This window comes from Erwinia sp. E_sp_B01_1 (genome assembly GCF_036865545.1).
GTDB lineage: Bacteria > Pseudomonadota > Gammaproteobacteria > Enterobacterales > Enterobacteriaceae > Erwinia.
The window spans coordinates 682,212-699,088 of the sequence record NZ_CP142208.1 but is presented as its reverse complement, the minus strand read 5'-3'; the positions used below and the strand labels follow the sequence as shown (position 1 = coordinate 699,088).

Genomic DNA, 16,877 nt, shown 5'->3' with positions numbered 1-16,877 from the left:
AGTATTAATCGACGATGAGTCTGTTTTTCGAAATTATTTTGGCGTGCCATGAACCTGGTATTTTAAAGGAACCACTCCCTCCAAGATCAACTGTTAAGGGTAATTAAGCCTGGGCTAAATTACTGCGACCCAAAAGATCCCAATTTACTACTGTAGAGAAAATATCGTTGGCGAGCGCAGCATAATCACGTGAGGCGTAGGAAGCTTTTGGTAAAAAGTAATTCCCTCCCCCCTTCACACGATTGTAGTCTTTTTGTACGGTATATCGCGAGATTACCTCATCACCGGATAAATGCGTTTTAATGGTTAGAACATCAGCAAACATCCCCTGTTCTGAGGTTTTACCTACAAGACGTCGATGGAGCACTTTTTCTCCCATCAAAGAGAGTTTTTTGAACAACCAGTCAGAAGCGTTCATTTCACACTGGCATCGCTCATATGCAGCCCAGACTGCCAGATAGGGTGAACAATCCGAAGTGAAATAACGCCCGATATTGATTAAGCCTGTATCAGGGAAGGCGACCGGTTCCAGTTCGGCGGGCTTAATGTTTTTGGGAAGAATAACCCAATAATGTAGCATTTCCTGTTGGGAGGAAGTATAAAGACATTTCCAGCAACGCTCCAGCATTTCTTCCTTTGTAAAATCAGGAGAAACAGGGAAAGCATAATTAATATCAGTATTCATAAACCTTCTTCTTCCTGATTTAATGCGCTAACCAGATTCCATAAAAAACAATCACACTACCGAGTGACACAAGGATTTTTGCTAAGATAAGTAAGCCTTTTGAAAATTTGTTTGCCTGCCTAGATAGCGATTCATAATGCCCTTTATTATATATTTTATGAAGATTCATAATCCTGCTGAAAATAAAGCACAATAATAACACCAACAGCTTTGCAGAAAGAATAGCCAAAAATGATATAGAAAATTTCAACAAGAAGCCTTTTACACTCGCATAATTCGCTATTGGAATAATAGTCAGAAAAACTATTGTTAGCAAGGCCAACAAAAAAAACCCTGCATAAAAAATCACAAACCTTAGTCCAAAACGAACCCATTCTTTCTTATTATAGAAATCTTTACCATCCCATATGTACTTTAAAGTTAATATCAAAAAAATGAAAAAAGCCAACCATTTCATAATATAAAACCTAAAAAAATTTAATTAATAACTAATAAAGTAACACAACCAGTAACAATAGTACCCTCTCCGCTCTCTTTTGGCTTTGGCTGAGCGTCGTCTTCATCATCAAACAAATCGATAACAGGCTTTACTGCAAGCTTAAGACTAACATCACCTTCAAATCCAAAAAATGCAGCATTTCCTGTTGAGCTGAATTATAAAAAGACACTTCCAGTAGCGCTCCTGTATCTCTTATTTAGTAAGAGCAGGAGATACAGGAAAAGGATGATTAATATCAAAATCCATAACTTCCTCCTCCTGAATCAATGCGCCAACCAAATCCCATAATAAATCACTACGGATCCCAGCGAAACAATACATTTTGCAACTATAAGCAGGGCTGGTGCAACCTTAATAGTTAGGGGCGAAAACTTTTGGTAGTTTTTTGCATTATAAATCCTGTGAAAATCCATAATCCGACTAAATATGGCACATAACATTACAATGAGAAACTTCATCCCCAACACCATTATAAATGACATGCCGATCTTTTCCATCAAATCCCCTGCGGTATTATTGGAAAATCCAGGGATAATTTCCACCAACCCTTTAAGTACAAAAGCAAGAATGACAACCCCAATAAGAACTGCGATAAATTTCTTACCCAGCCCAACCCAATCCTTTTTTTTATAAAAATCCTTTCCGTTCCAGACATAATATACTGCAACCGCCAGGAAGAACAAAAAAGCTATAACATTCATACTAACACCAACCCCATAAAAAATTTAATCGCTAATATATGCCCTTACTTCTTATGATTATACCAGCCAGATACCGTAAAATGCCAACAGGCTACTTAATGAAACAATGCATTTTGTAAAGACAACAAGTCCCGTAGAAGTGTTTTCTGAAATTGATGACACAGCAGGGTAATAGCGTGAGTTATATTTTTTATGAAACATTAATAGATTATTAAATATCGTACACAATCCAACAACGCCTAACTTTGCCCCTAAAACAAACAAACATGAAGTGAAAAACTTTAGTATTGAAATTTTTATTATAGCAACAGGTGCGAAATCCCAAATCGAATGCAAATATTTTAAAAAGAAGGTAGACAAAATCATTACAATGAAAACAACAATAAATTTAACAACAAACCCCCACCATTCCTTTTTTTTATATGTATTGTTCCCACTCCAGACATAACTTACAGTTACCATCAGGAAAAATATAAAACCAATCCATTTCATTTTAATTTCCACGAGCTAAAAATTAATCACCAACAAGAACCGTATTGCAACCAGTTGAAATAGAACCATTTTCATCATTTTCAGGCTCCTTTAGTTCTATACTTATCCAACCAATAGTGTAACGCATCCGGTGATGATTTCCCCGTCCCTACTGTCAGTAATGGTATAAATATTAAACATGATGATTTCTCTGAGTGACTTTGCCCGGCAGAGTCAGGAGTAGGCCCGCCAGGAGATGATGGCAGCGCTGGCCTGACGGACTGAGAATGTTAAAAGTCGGAAGGATAAAGGGGATCGCTTCCGGCTTCATTTCAATAATCATGCATCATTTTCGGCATATTGGCGCACGGATCGCTCAGGCACGTAAAGAGCAGCAGCTGACACAGACGCGGCTGGCTGAACAGCTTGGCATTGCATAGCAGACGATGGCGCATTATGAAGGCGGGAAGCTGAAGGTTTCAGCAGCGCTGTTGCCGCCGCTGGCGAAGATCCTGAACCTGTCTCTGGTTGAGCTGCTGGGATCGCCGGTGCTGTCCAGAACCAGGAAGCGTGGCCCGGCTTCACGGCTTGAGCAGCAGATCGAGATCATCAGCCAGTTACCGCGAACGAAGCAGAAGCTGGTTTCTGAGATCCTGGATAATGTGATTGGTAAAACGCAGTAATAACAGAAGCATAGCGCGGTGATTAAGGGCTGCAACCCTTTACCACCGCTGACCACAACTAACTGAACGGGAGTTAATTATGGCTGAGACGCATTCTACGCCAGCAGGCCGGATTTCCAAAACGCAGCGCCGCTATCAGGTCGGTTACGTCAGTATCCGTCATGAGAGCCGCAGAGATGTCACCGCCACGTACTATTCACGCAGCCCCAGCCTGCATCTCAGAGGCGACTGGCTTAGAGAGGCAGGATTGACCGGCTGCCCGGTGACGGTGAGGATTGATGAAGGGCGTCTGATCCTGACCGTTAAGCCGCAGGCTGGCGGCTAAAGTAAAAAAGCCGGAAGGATCGTGAAGATCGCTTCCGGATTTTTTTAATCATAGTTAATTTGGATTAGGCTCTTAATTTATAAATATCTTTAGCTTCTTCATCCATATCCAGACTTCCAAGAGCACCCAGATCTAAGCTATAGACCAGCTCACTACTGTCTTTCACATTTATAAAATAACCAAGATCGCCATCCTGACCTATTAATAAATAATCTGGCTCAACATCTTGTATAGTGTATGTTTCGTTCCGTTCCATAAGGTCTTTATAATTATAAAGGTATACAGTATCTCCCTGACTGGTCTGGATCTCATAAGAATCCGTGTCTTTTATTTCCTCAGATGAGAACTGTTTATATTTATTTGGAAGTTTGATATTGAGACTACTCTCAGTAACTTTAAGCTTATCTAAAATTTCATCTTTATTCATAACAATTCACCTATTTATTTCAAGCGGCAGCATATTAAATATCAAAGAATGGATTACTCATATTACCTTCTCTGAGTCCGTCAAAATATTTAAATTCATCACTGAGAGATTTACGAGCCTGATTAGTAGGCACGCCAGCATCTAACATTTCTTAGCAGCTGAAAGCACAGCAGCAGGAGCTGGATCAGGCTAAGCAGCGGATGATCGCGATGCTGGCGTGACTGGCTATTTAAAGTAAAAAGCCGGAAAGATCTGTGGGGATCGCTTCCGGCTTTAATTTATTTAGTGATGATAATATCTGGATACTGTTTTGATTTCATAAAATTTGTAAAGTGTTCGTGCCCAAATTTATCTCCATTTTTTTCCATCATATTAATTGTATTGTCGATAAAACTTGATAATTCCTTTAACTCATCGATAGTAACTTGTAATGACATTTCCTGAAGAGATACTAACTCACTGTCTTCATTCTCATATCCGTAGATTTTCATAATACCTCTCATGTTTACTCTGGCGGCATCCAACCATGACTAATCAGTCACTTACGAGCTTTCTTGGTAGGGTTTGGCATACCACGATGTGCATAGTGGACACCGCCCCCCACATTAGAGGAAGTCCCGTCAGAATAATGGACGTGAGCTTCCTGACCAGGAATATGACCTCTGTCAACACGCTCTATTTCTCTTGGGGCTTGCCCACGCTCAACTTCTTTTTGCATTGAACCTGGTGATGACGGTTTACACTTAGTAAGACCTAAAGGATCGATCCAGTTCAACGGATTAGGCGCGTACTGAAAAAGATTAATCCTCCCGTCCGCCCTATCGGATCCTGACTAACAAACCGTTCCACATCAGGACCATAGTATCTTATGCGGTTATAATGCAAACCCCTTTCCGAATCGTAATACTGGCCCTTGAAACGTAGGGGCTGATAAAAGCTTTCATCACCCACTGCTACGACGGATATTCTACTTTCAGCGTATTGCCCCACGCACGGTAGTCTGCGCGTCAGCTGATCTCAACGCTGCTATCCGTTAACTCCCGTGGTACCCCCACCTGTTCAGTGTGATATCAGTGGATTTCAGTCTGCTCCACCGTTTCGCCCGCCGTTGCGCTAATCTGCGCCAGCGGCCGGTTGCCATCACAGACAAAGTGTGTAAAGCCTTTGCCAATCATATTGAACTGTCCTGCCAGCGTCATTTCAATTGCACGAGTATTAAATACTAAATGCAATTTAATAGATGATGCCAACACATTTACATTAACTGTACCATCGATTTTCTTGCTGCTAGTGAAAATAGTTCTGTCAACTTACTAATGCAGAGCATCCCGATTGGTTGATGCAATGGATCAATGCATTAATGACTTAATCATTTATAAAAATATTGAAATTTTTGTTATTTTTACAATATAAAAGAAAGTCTAGCCCTGTTTTTTTTCAGAATTGAGGGCTATACATCCAAAACCCACTTCGTCATGAGGATATATAGCAACGTTTAGTTTCGTATTTATGTAAAAGCATACTTGACCGACAACACCAGCATGACACATCAACAATCTCGAAGCATTTATAAAATCATCATTATCAAAGCTTATGTTTAGTGCATTGGCAGGAAGGGGAATATCACCATAAAGATAACTTTCGTAATCTTCCGTCATAGGATTTAAAACCCCTTTACTCTTTAATTCTTCATATAATTTTTGGTATATATTTATAGTATTAACATCATCCTCCCTTTCATCGTCAAATGAAAGAGCAGTTATAATAGTTGAATCATCTCCCTCAACTTCGAAAAAGCCACTGAATAAACTTATTGACTCATCAATAAGTCCGTAATTAAATTCGTTTTTTTTCTCAAAATACCCAACCCAATTATCAGAGGAACTAAATCCACTAAAATTAATGCTGGCAAGTGAAAAGTTACTATTTGTCGACTTTAATGATTTTTCCATCACTCATACCTACAGTTATCTTATGCCTCGGTTTGGGTTCAGACTTTCCAATACCAACTTTCCATTCACCTAATTTATCGCTATGAGAGGTGTTACTTTTACTCCAAATCTCACTGGTATTATTGTTCCTGTAATTACCGCCTTTTATTTTAGCAAAGTCATATGGGTGTGAGGTTGGCGTCCTCACTATATCTCCAATATCAGCGCTGTTTACTTTCTTCCTGGGATTATCTAAATGACATTTTTTTAACCCCAGGGGATCAACCCAATTCAGCGGGTTCGGAGCGTAGACGTATAAGTTGATCCCGCCACTTAACCCTATCGGATCCTGGCTAACAAACCGGCCAACATCAGGATCATAGTATCTGAAACGGTTGTAGTGCAACCCTGTTTCCGCATCAAAATACTGCCCCTGGAACCGCAGCGGTTGCCAGACGGGTTCTTCCCCGTCATTCTGCGCCGGGTAAGTTACCTGTAGCGTGTTGCCCCATGCGCGGTAACTGGCCTGCCAGCAAATTTCGCCACTGACGTTGCTCAGCTCTCGGGGCATTCCCACCTGGTCAGTGTGGTACCAGTGAATATCTGCCTGCTCAACCGGCTCGCCTGCGGTGGCTGAAATCTGGGCAAGCGGGACAAAACCATCATCGTTATAAATCCACGTATAGTTTCGTGAGCCGCGGATTTCACTTAACAGCCGGTTGCCTTCCCATACAAAGTGGGTTACACCAAAACTGTCTTTCTTCCAGCTGCGGCGGCCAAAGGCGTCATAGCCATACGTGGTAACCTGTTTAACACCACGCCTTTCTGTTACAGCGGATTCAAGCTGATGTTCAGCGTTCCAGACAAACTGCTGACGGGTATGCCGTCCGGCGCGTTTTTCAGAAATGTTGCCGTGAGTATCAAATTCCCAGCGTTTGTCTTCAAATACCCGCACGCGGTTATCCTTAACCGCACCAGAATTCTCCTGACTCAGTAAATTATGTGCCGGATCAAATGCAAACCGTTCTTCTCTGGCCTGAGTCAGCCTGCCGACAGCATCATAGTGATAGCGGTGTTCTCCGCTGTTCTGATCGACCATCTGTTGCAGCTGACCATCGCGCCGCCAGCCATAATCCCTGGCAACCTGGAGTTTATTCCCCCTCCTGGCGCGCTGTGTAATCAACCGCCCCATCTCATCATGCACAAAGTCGGTTTTTAACGCGCCCTGGCTTCTGCTGATTTCCTGATGCAGCTCATCACGACTAATTTCGCTGATAACACGCCTGCCCAGATTGATCTGGATACGATGCCCACTGCCATAGTAGAAGTTCTTCAGCTCCCGGCCATCTGGCAACGTGGTTACAGTACGGTTACCCAGCTCATCGTATTGATGGCGAAGCACCTGTTCCACACCGCGCGTAAGGCTCTTTTCCTGAACCAGCTGGCCTGCAGCATCATATTCAAGCTCAACGCGTCCGCCATGATTAATCCCTGCCGTTAAGCGGCCGGTGGCATCATAACGAAATCGCGTGCGCTGCCAGCGGTTTGCACCGCCTTTCATCACCAGTTTTTCCAGCAACCTGCCGGTATCATCACGCTGATAATATGTTTTGATTACTGAAGCTGGCTGGCTGCCGTCGCCCTGTTCCAGCCGGGATGTCAGCATATCGGCAGCATCGTAATGATACCGGGTTATCCTGCCATCAAAACCCTTCTCAACTACCAGGTTATCCCTGGCGTCGTATTCCATTCGATAGCGTGCACCGTTTTCATTGATCAGTGCTGAAAGCCGCCGGGCCTCATCATATTCGTAGCTGACACGATGTTTCAGGGCATCAATACGTGCCTGAGGTTGACCATCAGGTGCCAGTTCCCACTGAGTGATCTGCCCTTCAGCATCTTTGTAACCGGTCAGGCGGTGCCAGCGATCGTATTCAAACGCTTCTGCAGATCCATCAGCATGAGTGATATGCAAAGGCTGACCATCGCGGCTGTGATGAACCTGAGTAACGTGACCGACAGCATCAGTGCGATCCTTTAGCCAGCCATATTTATCGTAGGAGTATTTAGTCGTGCGACCAGAACAGTCGGTGTGAGAAAGCAGAAATCCGGCACTGTTCCAGCTAAAAGTTTGAATGCCTGATGCCGCATCACGAATGCGGACGAGATTACCCATGTCGTCATGATTGAAGTCTGTGATCCGCCCCAGCTCATCCATTTCACGGATAAGATTTCCCGCCACGTCATAAGTATATTCACGCAAATTACCTAGCATGTCCGTGACGCGTACAGGGAGGTTCCACTGAGGATGGTAATCAATATGTGTGGTCTGGCCGTCCGGGGCCGTCACTTCCAGGATATTGCCACGCTCATCGTAACGGTAACGGGTTCGCCTGCCGGCAGGATCAATAATGAGTACAGGCTGACCGCGCCCGTTCAGTTTTCGTTTTGTGTATCCGCCTGAAGCATCTTCAAAACCCGTCAGGTCGTTATTATCGTCGAATTCATAACGAGTTTTACGCCCCAGATTATCAGTAACCTGCGTAAAGCCCTCTCCATACGCGAACTGCCATTCCCCTCCCAGACTGTCCCGGTGAGCGATAACTTTTCCATCAGGCTCAAAACGATCATAGTGATAGAAACAGGCAAACTCACCAGCCAGGCGGTGTGCCACCATCATGTGATTTCGGTAACGGTAATCGCGCGTAACTTCATCTTTGTCATTGCGGACCACAATAAGATCCCCTTCCGCTGAGTAATCGTACTGGCATAAAAGCTCCGGATGATCTGGGGCTGAAGGATGGCAGCAGGCAACGCCAGTAAGGCGACTGACAGTATCCTGGTTAATTAACTTCAGAGTGCTGAAGGTAATCAGGAATCGACGCCCGGCACTGTCAACGATTGCAGAGGGTTGATGGTGCTGGTCATAGTGCAGGGTCAGGCTGTTACCATGTCGATCTTCTATTGCACTCAGCAGCCAGCAGTGGCTGTTCATCTGATACTCAAAAAGCCAGTGACGGCTGCCATCAGCGTCGGTCAGACGATATTGACCAGCAACTGGTTGCGAAAGAAGGAGTTGTTCATAACGATGAAAACGAGGTGGGTAACCGGGTTCTACAGAGGGGAAATCTATTTCACGACCTTGCTCATCGGTAAAGAGCATAATGCCGTGTTTCTTTTCAAGCTTAAGCGAGAAAGATAAAGACCAGCCCTGCCCCAACCAGCCATTGCCAGTCACATCAGAATAGTAAGAGCGTTGCCAGCTAAGAGGAACCGCCGCAGGAAAATCGAAATCCTTATCTTCATTTCCGGCCAGAAGCTTAATACCCAATACAGGGTTAACGGGCGCACCAACGGTGACCGCATTTTTACAAGTGCTGGTTTTTTCCTTGCCGCCTTTGCCCTGATTATGCCCACCCTTTTCGCTTCCGGCTTGTTTTGCTTCTTTCTGCGCGGTTTTAGCTTCAGCTCTGGCAGCTTTAGTTTCGGTTTTGGCCAGCGCTTTTTCCGCCAGTCCGGCACCTTCTTTAGCGGCTGTTTTACCAACTTTTGCGGCTTCTACAGCTTTACCGGCTTTTGCTGCCAGTTTGCCCGCTTTAAAGGCTGCGCCACCACCCGGTACAAAGTTGGCCGCCGCTGAAGCAGCGGAAAGCGCAGCATTTCCGTAATCACCTTCGGCAGAATAAATTGCTGCATTAGCCCCATCAGCTACCGCACCGATAACGGGCACAGCACCCAACACATCCAGTCCGGTGTGCACCCACTCACCGTAGTCGCTCCACCAGCTTTTCTTTTGCGGTGGATTTGCGCTGCCCGCTTTTACGCTACCTTGCGGCGCCGGAGCATATTGTAATTTACCAATGGTATTTCCTGTCGCCATTTGTAGTTCCTGCTAAATAACATTAAATTAAATAACTAAAATCAACTCTTTTCTAGATTAATTATGTTTTAGTTCGATATAATCGTTTACTTCCGTAGAAAATAAAAACGGATAATGCACTTATCGCCACTGGAATAATAAGTTCCTGAACAACTATAGAAAGAGATTCAAACATCATGAAAATAAAATAAAAAGCAACCTGTAAAAAAGGCAATAACAACATTACTATTGAGTTTTTATTCTTAACCGATAAGATAATCAAAATTGTAGAAATTGAGGCATAAATAGCTCCAGAAATGAAAACCAGAAACACTGCCCCCACAAACTTCAAAGTTTCAGTCGATGTCAAATTCCCTTCACCACCCAAGCTTACTATAAAAAAAATAAATCCTACAGATATTACCATTACCTCTCTAAAAACAATAAATATATTGGGGAGAATAACCGCCAGGCGCAATGCATAATTTAAAATCAACATAGTTAATCACTTATAATCAGTTGCTTTCATTAAAAATAATTAAAAAATATTGCTATAAATTATTGAAAGAATTAGCAAACTTTTCAAAGATTCGATTACAACCCCTCATCAGGATTAATAGAATAAAAGCAACACTATCTTTCATCATTTCATAATAAACAATGAGGAAAGATAGATTGTAAATTGACGCGTCAGCTTAGAATTAATGTACCATTGGTGGCCATTTCATTCCGTTTTTAATGGCGAGTTCCTTTATCTCATTTAACTTGTTTTTAGTTTTAGTGTTACTTCCCGACTCACGTTTGATGACGTCATCCAACATATTGGAAAACTCCCAGCCCGGGATCGTTTTCAAGGTAGGGTCGGCTCCTTTTTTAAGGAGGTAAACAACCTGATCCAGTTCCATACGTGCTAATGCATCAATAATAGCGGTCTTACCCGCACTATCTCTTGCATTCACATCAGCACCGGAATCAACCAGTAATTTAAGCACTTCAAAAGAATGATCCGACGCTGCAATAGAAATGACTGGCTTATAGTTACTTTGGACATTTGGACTCATTCCGCCTTCCAGCAGCGCCTTCATAAATGCTGGATTGTCAGATCTTGCGGTAACACCTGCGGCACTACCAAAATCCGGGACACGATATAAAGGATCGGCACCTTTTTTTACCAGCAGAGAAACGATATCCAGACTCTCTTTATTATTATTTGCCGCCACCTGTAATGCATAGAAAAGTAGCGTCATATCTTTAGCGCCTGGTTTGTTTAAATTCGTACTTTTAGCAATACGATCAACGTCATCTACTCTGATATCTCTGATAGCTTGCGCCAACTCAAGTTGCGTACCGCTAAAGTAATCTTCTGCCGGTGGGACTTTCATATTTGAACATCCTAAAATCAAACCTGCCAGAGATGCGACAGCCATAACAACTGCTAATTTCATGAACCAATTTTTAAATTTTTTCATTACTTTCCTCATGTATTTTTTAATATCGCTTCATCCTGGTCTTTCTCCATTTCAATACAATGTATTACCTGGCTCATAAAGTGCCTCGTAATAGGGTCTCCCTTTCCGCCATCCATATCATGCTTTTTGCCAATTGCCGCAGGTAAAGCAGCGATAACTCCCCCTAATCCGGCACCTACAAGTCCTCCCCAGCCTCCTCCCACTTTTAAACCAGCCAACCCCATTGAACCGATAACAGCAGTCCCTCCCCAAAAACCAGGTTCCTGTCCAAGTGTAAGCATTTCACCCTTCACTCTGTAAGCATTGATTACCTGATTTGGTTCAAATCCTTCGACTGGCGAACCTCCATACTTTTTTACTGTACCAGTATTTAAACCGGCAGCATTGAATGTCCATCCTTGTCTACCGCTAGCGGCTGAACATGCAGACGCCATACCGCCACCCAAAGAGTGACCAGTGCAGTCTATAGGTACGCTGCTTTGCTTTAAATTTGATCCAATAGTTACTGCTTGCTGGTAATAGTCGGTCTTGATTCCAAACGCTTGCTTAGCATTCGCTCCCCAATCCGGCCCGGCTTGAGTACCGCGAAACACAACAGAAGGGTTCATATCTTTTCCAAATACACTCTCCTGAGGCTCATAAACTCTTGCTCTGAACTGTGGTGAACCCTCTGCAGACAGATCTCCTGATGATAAACCATACTTCGCCAGAGCCTTAGGGTCATCACTGATGTCTTTCCATCCATCAGGAATGGGAGGAGTAGGAAGATCGGGGTTTCTGGGCTCATAAACGTAATCAGCCAGGCGAGCTTTCTCAACCCCGGTGTTATTCAACTCAAGGCGTTCTGCCGCCGCCCTGACTTTCGGATCGCTGCTTTGCTTGCCTTTAGCTATCAGCGTTTTGCGTCGTACCCAGGTCTCATGTTTTTCCAGCGCCCCACCCCGTCCACCCACAGCTTTACCGTTCATAGCGAACATATCGTTCACTCGATTCAGGGCGTGGCCACCAATAAAGGAGTCGGGGCTGTGTTCAATTGACCAGCAGTCTCCCTCTACCGTGCCGCTTACCACTCCTTTATTGCTCCCTGCGGCATCACCGATAGTGTTAGGGATAAAGCTTTGACCAAACACAAAAGCGGGGTGACCGTTGAAATTCACTGAGTTGACGGTACTTTTGGAAGGTGCCAGCGTGGCCGTCACCGGGTATGGCACCGGAGGCTGAATTCCTGGCGTAAAACAGAGGTCGGGAGCCATCCCAACGACTTTGTAGGAACCATCCTTACGGGCAGCAAAATTCTCAGCCATGAGCTTCTACCTTTTGCAAAGTGGCTAGCAGACTTGCGGGCAGCGGCACAAATTCAATGGCCTGCGGGTCGCTATTCAGTTTCGCTGCTAATGCCAGCTGTGTTTTACGTTCATCCGCTGCGATAAAACGCAGTTCCGTCATCGCTGGCTCCATCAGTTCTGACATCGTCGTGCGATAGCTACAGTGAACTTTGCGAGTGGCAAGATCGACTACCAGCGTGTCCAGCACCATGTCTTTTGCCACACCAGCGCCTTGCTGCGTGGTGATAAAAACAAAGAGGGATTCCACAGGGACGTTGATATGTATCTGCTGGCTGGCAATCTCGCTTGCTGAAATAAAATACTTCAGCGTGATGGGGACGCTTTTCAGCGGTTCAGGTAAGGGAAACTGCAGCCAGGGATGCGCGCCATTCCAGTAAGCAAAATTGAAATCTCTGGGTAAAAAAGGATGGCGGTTTTTCTTCCATTGCTCATCATAATTACCTGCGTGCTCAATCCTTCCCTGCCATCCGCGACCAAAAAACCCGAATCCAGCAGGCATCGCTACCTGGTCGATTTTCCCGACAGGATGGGTTAACCACTCAACCTGAGGTGCTGGCAGACGTTGTACTTTGGTCTTTTTTAACAACGCTGACGGATACCATCCTTTGCCTACTGTATTAGCCGGAGAGGCAATGACATCTTTACCCGCCTCTTCATAAAAACCGCCGACAGCATACTCATAACGTAAATCGAGTGATGTGATGGGCTGTGGCTCGCCCAACTGCCAGCTGGCGATCATTTTGCGCCATTCCCGGGGACCATTAATTTTGATGAGGCGGGTAAAATCCCCAACCTGTATTCCGGCAGTGAAACTTTTTACTGCCTTATCTTCTGGTGCCCAGGCAGTGGCGTTCAATACCAGATCCATGCAGGGTTTATAAGGGGCCAGGTCGCTTTCAAACCGGACGCTGCTTCTTCCCTTTTCACCAAAAGAGCGATCCTCTTCAACCAGCTCGCCCTGATCTTCGCTGAGAGTAAGATCCCCACTCTGACAATCCAGGTCGTAGCTCAGACGGGCAACCACTGTAGAGAAACCATGATCGTGCTGATCAAGAGAATCAAACAGCAGGGCCGGGAAAGCCGTCAGATTTTTGAAATTTTCCATAATCAGTTGATGTCTATCTGCGTGCCATCCAGGTCAATCACCTTCTCGCCGATCAGTTTAAGTTTGGTGCCACTGAGGGTGATGGTGCCGTCTTTTTCCAGAACAATCATGGCTTCTCCGCACACCAGCGAGATTTTATCTTCTGCGCTGTATTCTGCGGTTGTCCCTGCTGAAAGGCTGATATTTTTGCCGCTGTTGACCGAGTATTTCATGCCGACATTATGCATTTGCATCGCGCCAGTATTGGTCATCCAGCCTGCTCCCACATTCAGGATGTAGGCGGCGCCAATATTGGTGTTTTGAGCCAGTCCCACGTTCAGCATGGATGCCAAGGCGATGGTTTCTGATTTAGCCTGATCAACCTGAAGTGACTGATTACCGTTGATGTTAACCGACTGATTCTGTCCGATACGAACTTTTTCATTCATATCCACCGTTTCGGTGCGATTGCTGTGCACGGTGATAGTTTCATTACCATCCACAGTTTCGGTACGGTTCTGATGGACCGTGATGGTTTCATTCTCGTCCACCGTCTCGGTACGGTTTTTCTTAACCTGAGTGGTTTCGTTGCCGCCGATAGTTTTGCTGCGATTACTGCCCACAGAACGGGTTTCATCGTTTTCAATTTCGGTATCCATGTTACGTTCAGCATGAACCCACACCTGCTCTTCCCCTGCCTTGTCTTCAAAGCGCAGGGCGTTGGCGTTGTCCGGCGAACCGTCTTTGGAGCGGCTGAGGAAGCCCATCTGCGTGGCGGAAGCGGGCAGCGCCCAGGGTGGCATGCTGGCTTCGTTATAGACGCGGCCCGTCACGATCGGCCTGTCCGGATCGCCGTTGATGAAGTCGATCACCACCTCATCATTCACGCGCGGGATCTGCACGCCACCAAAACCCTGTCCCGCCCAGGCACTGGAAACGCGTACCCAGCAGGAGCTGGTGTCGTCGCCCTTAGCCAGGCGATCCCAGTGGAACTTCACCTTGATACGGCCATATTTATCGGTCCAGATCGATTCGCCTTTTGGCCCCACCACTTTGGCTGTCTGCGGGCCGTGGGTGCGAGGCCATTCGGTAACGGGCGGTGCGCGGAAGGTCACGCCGGAAGGCAGCACCCTGATGTCAACAGAGTGCGTTGTACTGCCCCCGCCGCCGCTGGCGTAGGTGTTTTCTTCAAAATAGTAATCTGCCTGAATCGTCAGGTACTCGCCGTTGTCGCTGAAAAACGGCGCGTTCAGCAGCGTAAAGGTGCTGCCCGGCGCCAGGCCCAGCGCAGTGCCGGAAGCCGTAATCTGCTGATGTTCAGCCTGCCACACTTCCTGACGAATTTTGGCATAGAACTCGCCGTGGCCGTGATCGACAAAATGGCCCGGCCAGTCGTAAACGTCGATTTGCCCCGGTGAGGGCGAGGATGGATTCTGTCGTGCCTGGAACATCCAGGCGTTCGGTTTGCGGAAGTCGTAGTCATCAATGCTGTAGATGCCCGGCGTGACCTTATCTTCCAGGCTCCACAGGCTGATACCCTCTGTGCTGGTCGAGCCACCGGAGGGCGTGACGTGATACGGAATAGTTTCATAACCCGGGAACGGCTGATGCTGCTGCGCGCTGTCCATCAGCACCAGCGTGTGTTTGTCCGCTTCGTGGCGGAAGAAGTAGTAAATCCCCTCCAGCTCCATCAGGCGGCTGATAAAGTTAAAGCTGCTTTCCTGATACTGCACGCAGTATTCCCAGACGCGGTAGTTGCCGGTGAGCTTGTCTTCCACCGTCACGTTGTATTCGGAAAACAGCGTTTTGATAATCTGCACCACGGTCTGGCTCTGGAAAATACGCAGATTTTTGTCACGCTTCATCGGCCAGAGGTCGGGTTCCATCACCAGGCTGTAAACCGCATAGCGCGTGCCGCTCAGTTCCGTGCTGCTGACCGAGACCTTAGTGATTTTACCGTTGAGGTAGCGTGTCCCCATCAGATTCTGCGTGGGAACAGTGACGGTGATGGGCTGGCCAAGCAGCGCCTTGCGCTCAATGCGTGCGTCGGTGCTCAGCAGTTGCACGGTGATTTCAAAAGCGCTGGAGAGCGCCTCTGTGCCGCCCAGTTTCCAGAACAGCAGGCCTTCTGTCGGCAGTTGGACTGTAATGCGATCAAACATGAGGATTTCCCTGAATGACTTCGCCCGGCAGAGTCAGTCACCAGGCAGATTAGAGAGGATTTACTTTGGGGATTAAGTAGCGACGCGATAACGATCGGCGTTTTTTTCCAGGGGGCGGTAGGTGGACTTGAATGCGCTCCAACATGAGGGCCTCCCCGACCATCATTTCCTGGAATTAATATTCAACGTAGACAGGATGATTTCCACACAGCGTTTATTAGCTTCGAAATTATAATTAGTATTATTCCTGTGTTGGCCTACCAGTTCTACATAACACCACAGCGTAGAACATTTAAAGATATAGGACTGGTATAAAGCGCGCATTTTCTCTGTTTCGCTATATATTTCACCAGTACAGGTATGCATCACCCCCAAATCAGGGTTAATATCATTTTCAAACTCTTCCAACTCATTCGCCACGAAAGATACAGTATTATCATGTTGATGAAAACGCGCCGTTGATTTTTCAAAAGCGTCTTCGGCAGATGAGCAAACAGAATCAGAATAGAAATAAATATTTATGACACCGTAATTAATTCCGTCAATAGTATGATCGATGATGAGCCTGTTTTTCGCAATAATTTTGGCGTGCCATGAACCGGGTATTTTAAAGGAACCACTCCCTCCAAGATCAACTGTTGAGGGCAATTCAGCCAGGGCTAAATTACTGCGATGTAAAAGATCCCAATTTACTACTGTAAAGAAAATATCGTTGGCGAGCGCAGCATAATCACGTGAGGCGCAGGAAGCTTTCAATAAAAAGTAATTCCCTCCCCCTTCATACGATTGTAGTCTTTTTGTACGGTATATCGCGAGATTACCTCATCACCGGATGAATGCGTTTTAATGGTCAGAACATCAGCAAAGATTCCCTGTTCTGATGTTTTACCTACAAGACGTCGATGGAGGACTTTTTCCCCCATCAAAGAGAGTTTTTTGAACAACCAGTCAGAAGCGTTCATTTCCCACTGGCATCGCTCATATCCTGCCCAGACTTCCAGATAAGGCGAATCATCCGTAGTGAAATAACGTCCGATATTGATCAAGCCCGTCTCAGCAAAAGTGACCGGCTCCAGTTCAGTGGGCTTAATGTTTTTAGGCAGAACTACCCAATAATGCAGCATTTCCTGTTGAGCTGAAGTATAAAGACACTTCCAGTAGCGCTCCTGTATCTCTTCTTTAGTAAGAGCAGGAGATACAGGAAAAGGATGATTAATATCAAAATCCATAATTTC

Annotated in this window: 17 protein-coding genes and 2 pseudogenes; 2 read left to right on the top strand and 17 right to left on the bottom strand. The window is 45.6% G+C overall.

Annotation, left to right across the window (positions count from 1 at the left end; all coding sequences use genetic code 11):
* Nucleotides 1–103 precede the first annotated feature (103 nt).
* From VRC33_RS03375 to VRC33_RS03360, 4 genes are all read right to left on the bottom strand, one after another.
* Nucleotides 104–685, bottom strand: a complete 582-nt coding sequence (locus VRC33_RS03375; protein ID WP_338560840.1) for a hypothetical protein — start codon at nt 683–685, stop codon at nt 104–106.
* Nucleotides 686–704: 19 nt separating this feature from the next.
* Nucleotides 705–1,142 (bottom strand): hypothetical protein, encoded by a 438-nt coding sequence (locus VRC33_RS03370; RefSeq protein ID WP_338560838.1) that lies wholly within the window; start codon nt 1,140–1,142, stop codon nt 705–707.
* Nucleotides 1,143–1,447: 305 nt separating this feature from the next.
* On the bottom strand, nt 1,448–1,885 hold the full coding sequence (locus tag VRC33_RS03365) for a hypothetical protein (RefSeq protein WP_338560836.1): 438 nt from the start codon (nt 1,883–1,885) through the stop codon (nt 1,448–1,450).
* A gap of 57 nt (nt 1,886–1,942) precedes the next feature.
* Nucleotides 1,943–2,377, bottom strand: coding sequence for a hypothetical protein (locus VRC33_RS03360; RefSeq protein WP_338560834.1), 435 nt, complete (start codon nt 2,375–2,377; stop codon nt 1,943–1,945).
* A gap of 320 nt (nt 2,378–2,697) precedes the next feature.
* On the opposite strand from VRC33_RS03360, the pseudogene VRC33_RS03355 reads away from it, so the two are divergent.
* Together VRC33_RS03355 and VRC33_RS03350 are read left to right on the top strand one after the other, a co-directional pair.
* A pseudogene (locus tag VRC33_RS03355) lies at nt 2,698–3,039 on the top strand (helix-turn-helix transcriptional regulator).
* A gap of 79 nt (nt 3,040–3,118) precedes the next feature.
* A pseudogene (locus tag VRC33_RS03350) lies at nt 3,119–3,337 on the top strand (SymE family type I addiction module toxin); the annotation flags it as partial.
* 91 nt (nt 3,338–3,428) lie between these two features.
* Here the strand turns inward: VRC33_RS03350 and VRC33_RS03345 are convergent.
* From VRC33_RS03345 to VRC33_RS03285, 13 genes are all read right to left on the bottom strand, one after another.
* Entirely contained in the window at nt 3,429–3,791 is a 363-nt protein-coding gene (locus VRC33_RS03345; RefSeq protein WP_338560832.1) for an SMI1/KNR4 family protein, read from the bottom strand.
* Between the two features lie 278 nt (nt 3,792–4,069).
* Nucleotides 4,070–4,282, bottom strand: a complete 213-nt coding sequence (locus tag VRC33_RS03340; protein WP_338560830.1) for a hypothetical protein — start codon at nt 4,280–4,282, stop codon at nt 4,070–4,072.
* 280 nt (nt 4,283–4,562) lie between these two features.
* Nucleotides 4,563–4,742 (bottom strand): RHS repeat-associated core domain-containing protein, encoded by a 180-nt coding sequence (locus VRC33_RS03335; protein WP_338564015.1) that lies wholly within the window; start codon nt 4,740–4,742, stop codon nt 4,563–4,565.
* Nucleotides 4,743–4,861: 119 nt separating this feature from the next.
* On the bottom strand, nt 4,862–4,990 hold the full coding sequence (locus VRC33_RS03330; protein ID WP_338560828.1) for a hypothetical protein: 129 nt from the start codon (nt 4,988–4,990) through the stop codon (nt 4,862–4,864).
* 222 nt (nt 4,991–5,212) lie between these two features.
* Complete coding sequence (locus VRC33_RS03325; RefSeq protein ID WP_338560826.1) at nt 5,213–5,743, bottom strand: hypothetical protein; 531 nt, start codon at nt 5,741–5,743, stop codon at nt 5,213–5,215.
* Nucleotides 5,715–9,602 carry an RHS repeat-associated core domain-containing protein gene (locus VRC33_RS03320; protein ID WP_338576888.1) on the bottom strand — a complete coding sequence of 1,296 codons (3,888 nt, stop codon included), beginning with the start codon at nt 9,600–9,602 and terminating at the stop codon, nt 5,715–5,717. The genes VRC33_RS03325 and VRC33_RS03320 overlap by 29 nt, the downstream gene beginning before the upstream one ends.
* Before the next feature lie 61 nt (nt 9,603–9,663).
* Nucleotides 9,664–10,080: a hypothetical protein gene (locus VRC33_RS03315; protein ID WP_338560824.1), complete on the bottom strand. Its 417-nt coding sequence runs from the start codon at nt 10,078–10,080 to the stop codon at nt 9,664–9,666.
* A gap of 202 nt (nt 10,081–10,282) precedes the next feature.
* Nucleotides 10,283–11,050, bottom strand: coding sequence for an ankyrin repeat domain-containing protein (locus VRC33_RS03310; protein WP_338560822.1), 768 nt, complete (start codon nt 11,048–11,050; stop codon nt 10,283–10,285).
* Between the two features lie 8 nt (nt 11,051–11,058).
* Nucleotides 11,059–12,354, bottom strand: coding sequence for a PAAR-like domain-containing protein (locus VRC33_RS03305; protein ID WP_338560820.1), 1,296 nt, complete (start codon nt 12,352–12,354; stop codon nt 11,059–11,061).
* Nucleotides 12,347–13,501: a DUF2169 domain-containing protein gene (locus tag VRC33_RS03300; RefSeq protein ID WP_338560818.1), complete on the bottom strand. Its 1,155-nt coding sequence runs from the start codon at nt 13,499–13,501 to the stop codon at nt 12,347–12,349. Before VRC33_RS03300 ends, VRC33_RS03305 begins: the two co-directional genes overlap by 8 nt.
* A gap of 2 nt (nt 13,502–13,503) precedes the next feature.
* Nucleotides 13,504–15,642: a type VI secretion system tip protein TssI/VgrG gene (gene tssI, locus VRC33_RS03295; RefSeq protein ID WP_338560816.1), complete on the bottom strand. Its 2,139-nt coding sequence runs from the start codon at nt 15,640–15,642 to the stop codon at nt 13,504–13,506.
* A gap of 162 nt (nt 15,643–15,804) precedes the next feature.
* On the bottom strand, nt 15,805–16,398 hold the full coding sequence (locus VRC33_RS03290) for a hypothetical protein (protein ID WP_338560814.1): 594 nt from the start codon (nt 16,396–16,398) through the stop codon (nt 15,805–15,807).
* Complete coding sequence (locus VRC33_RS03285; protein ID WP_338560812.1) at nt 16,395–16,871, bottom strand: hypothetical protein; 477 nt, start codon at nt 16,869–16,871, stop codon at nt 16,395–16,397. Before VRC33_RS03285 ends, VRC33_RS03290 begins: the two co-directional genes overlap by 4 nt.
* Between the last annotated feature and the right edge of the window lie 6 nt (nt 16,872–16,877).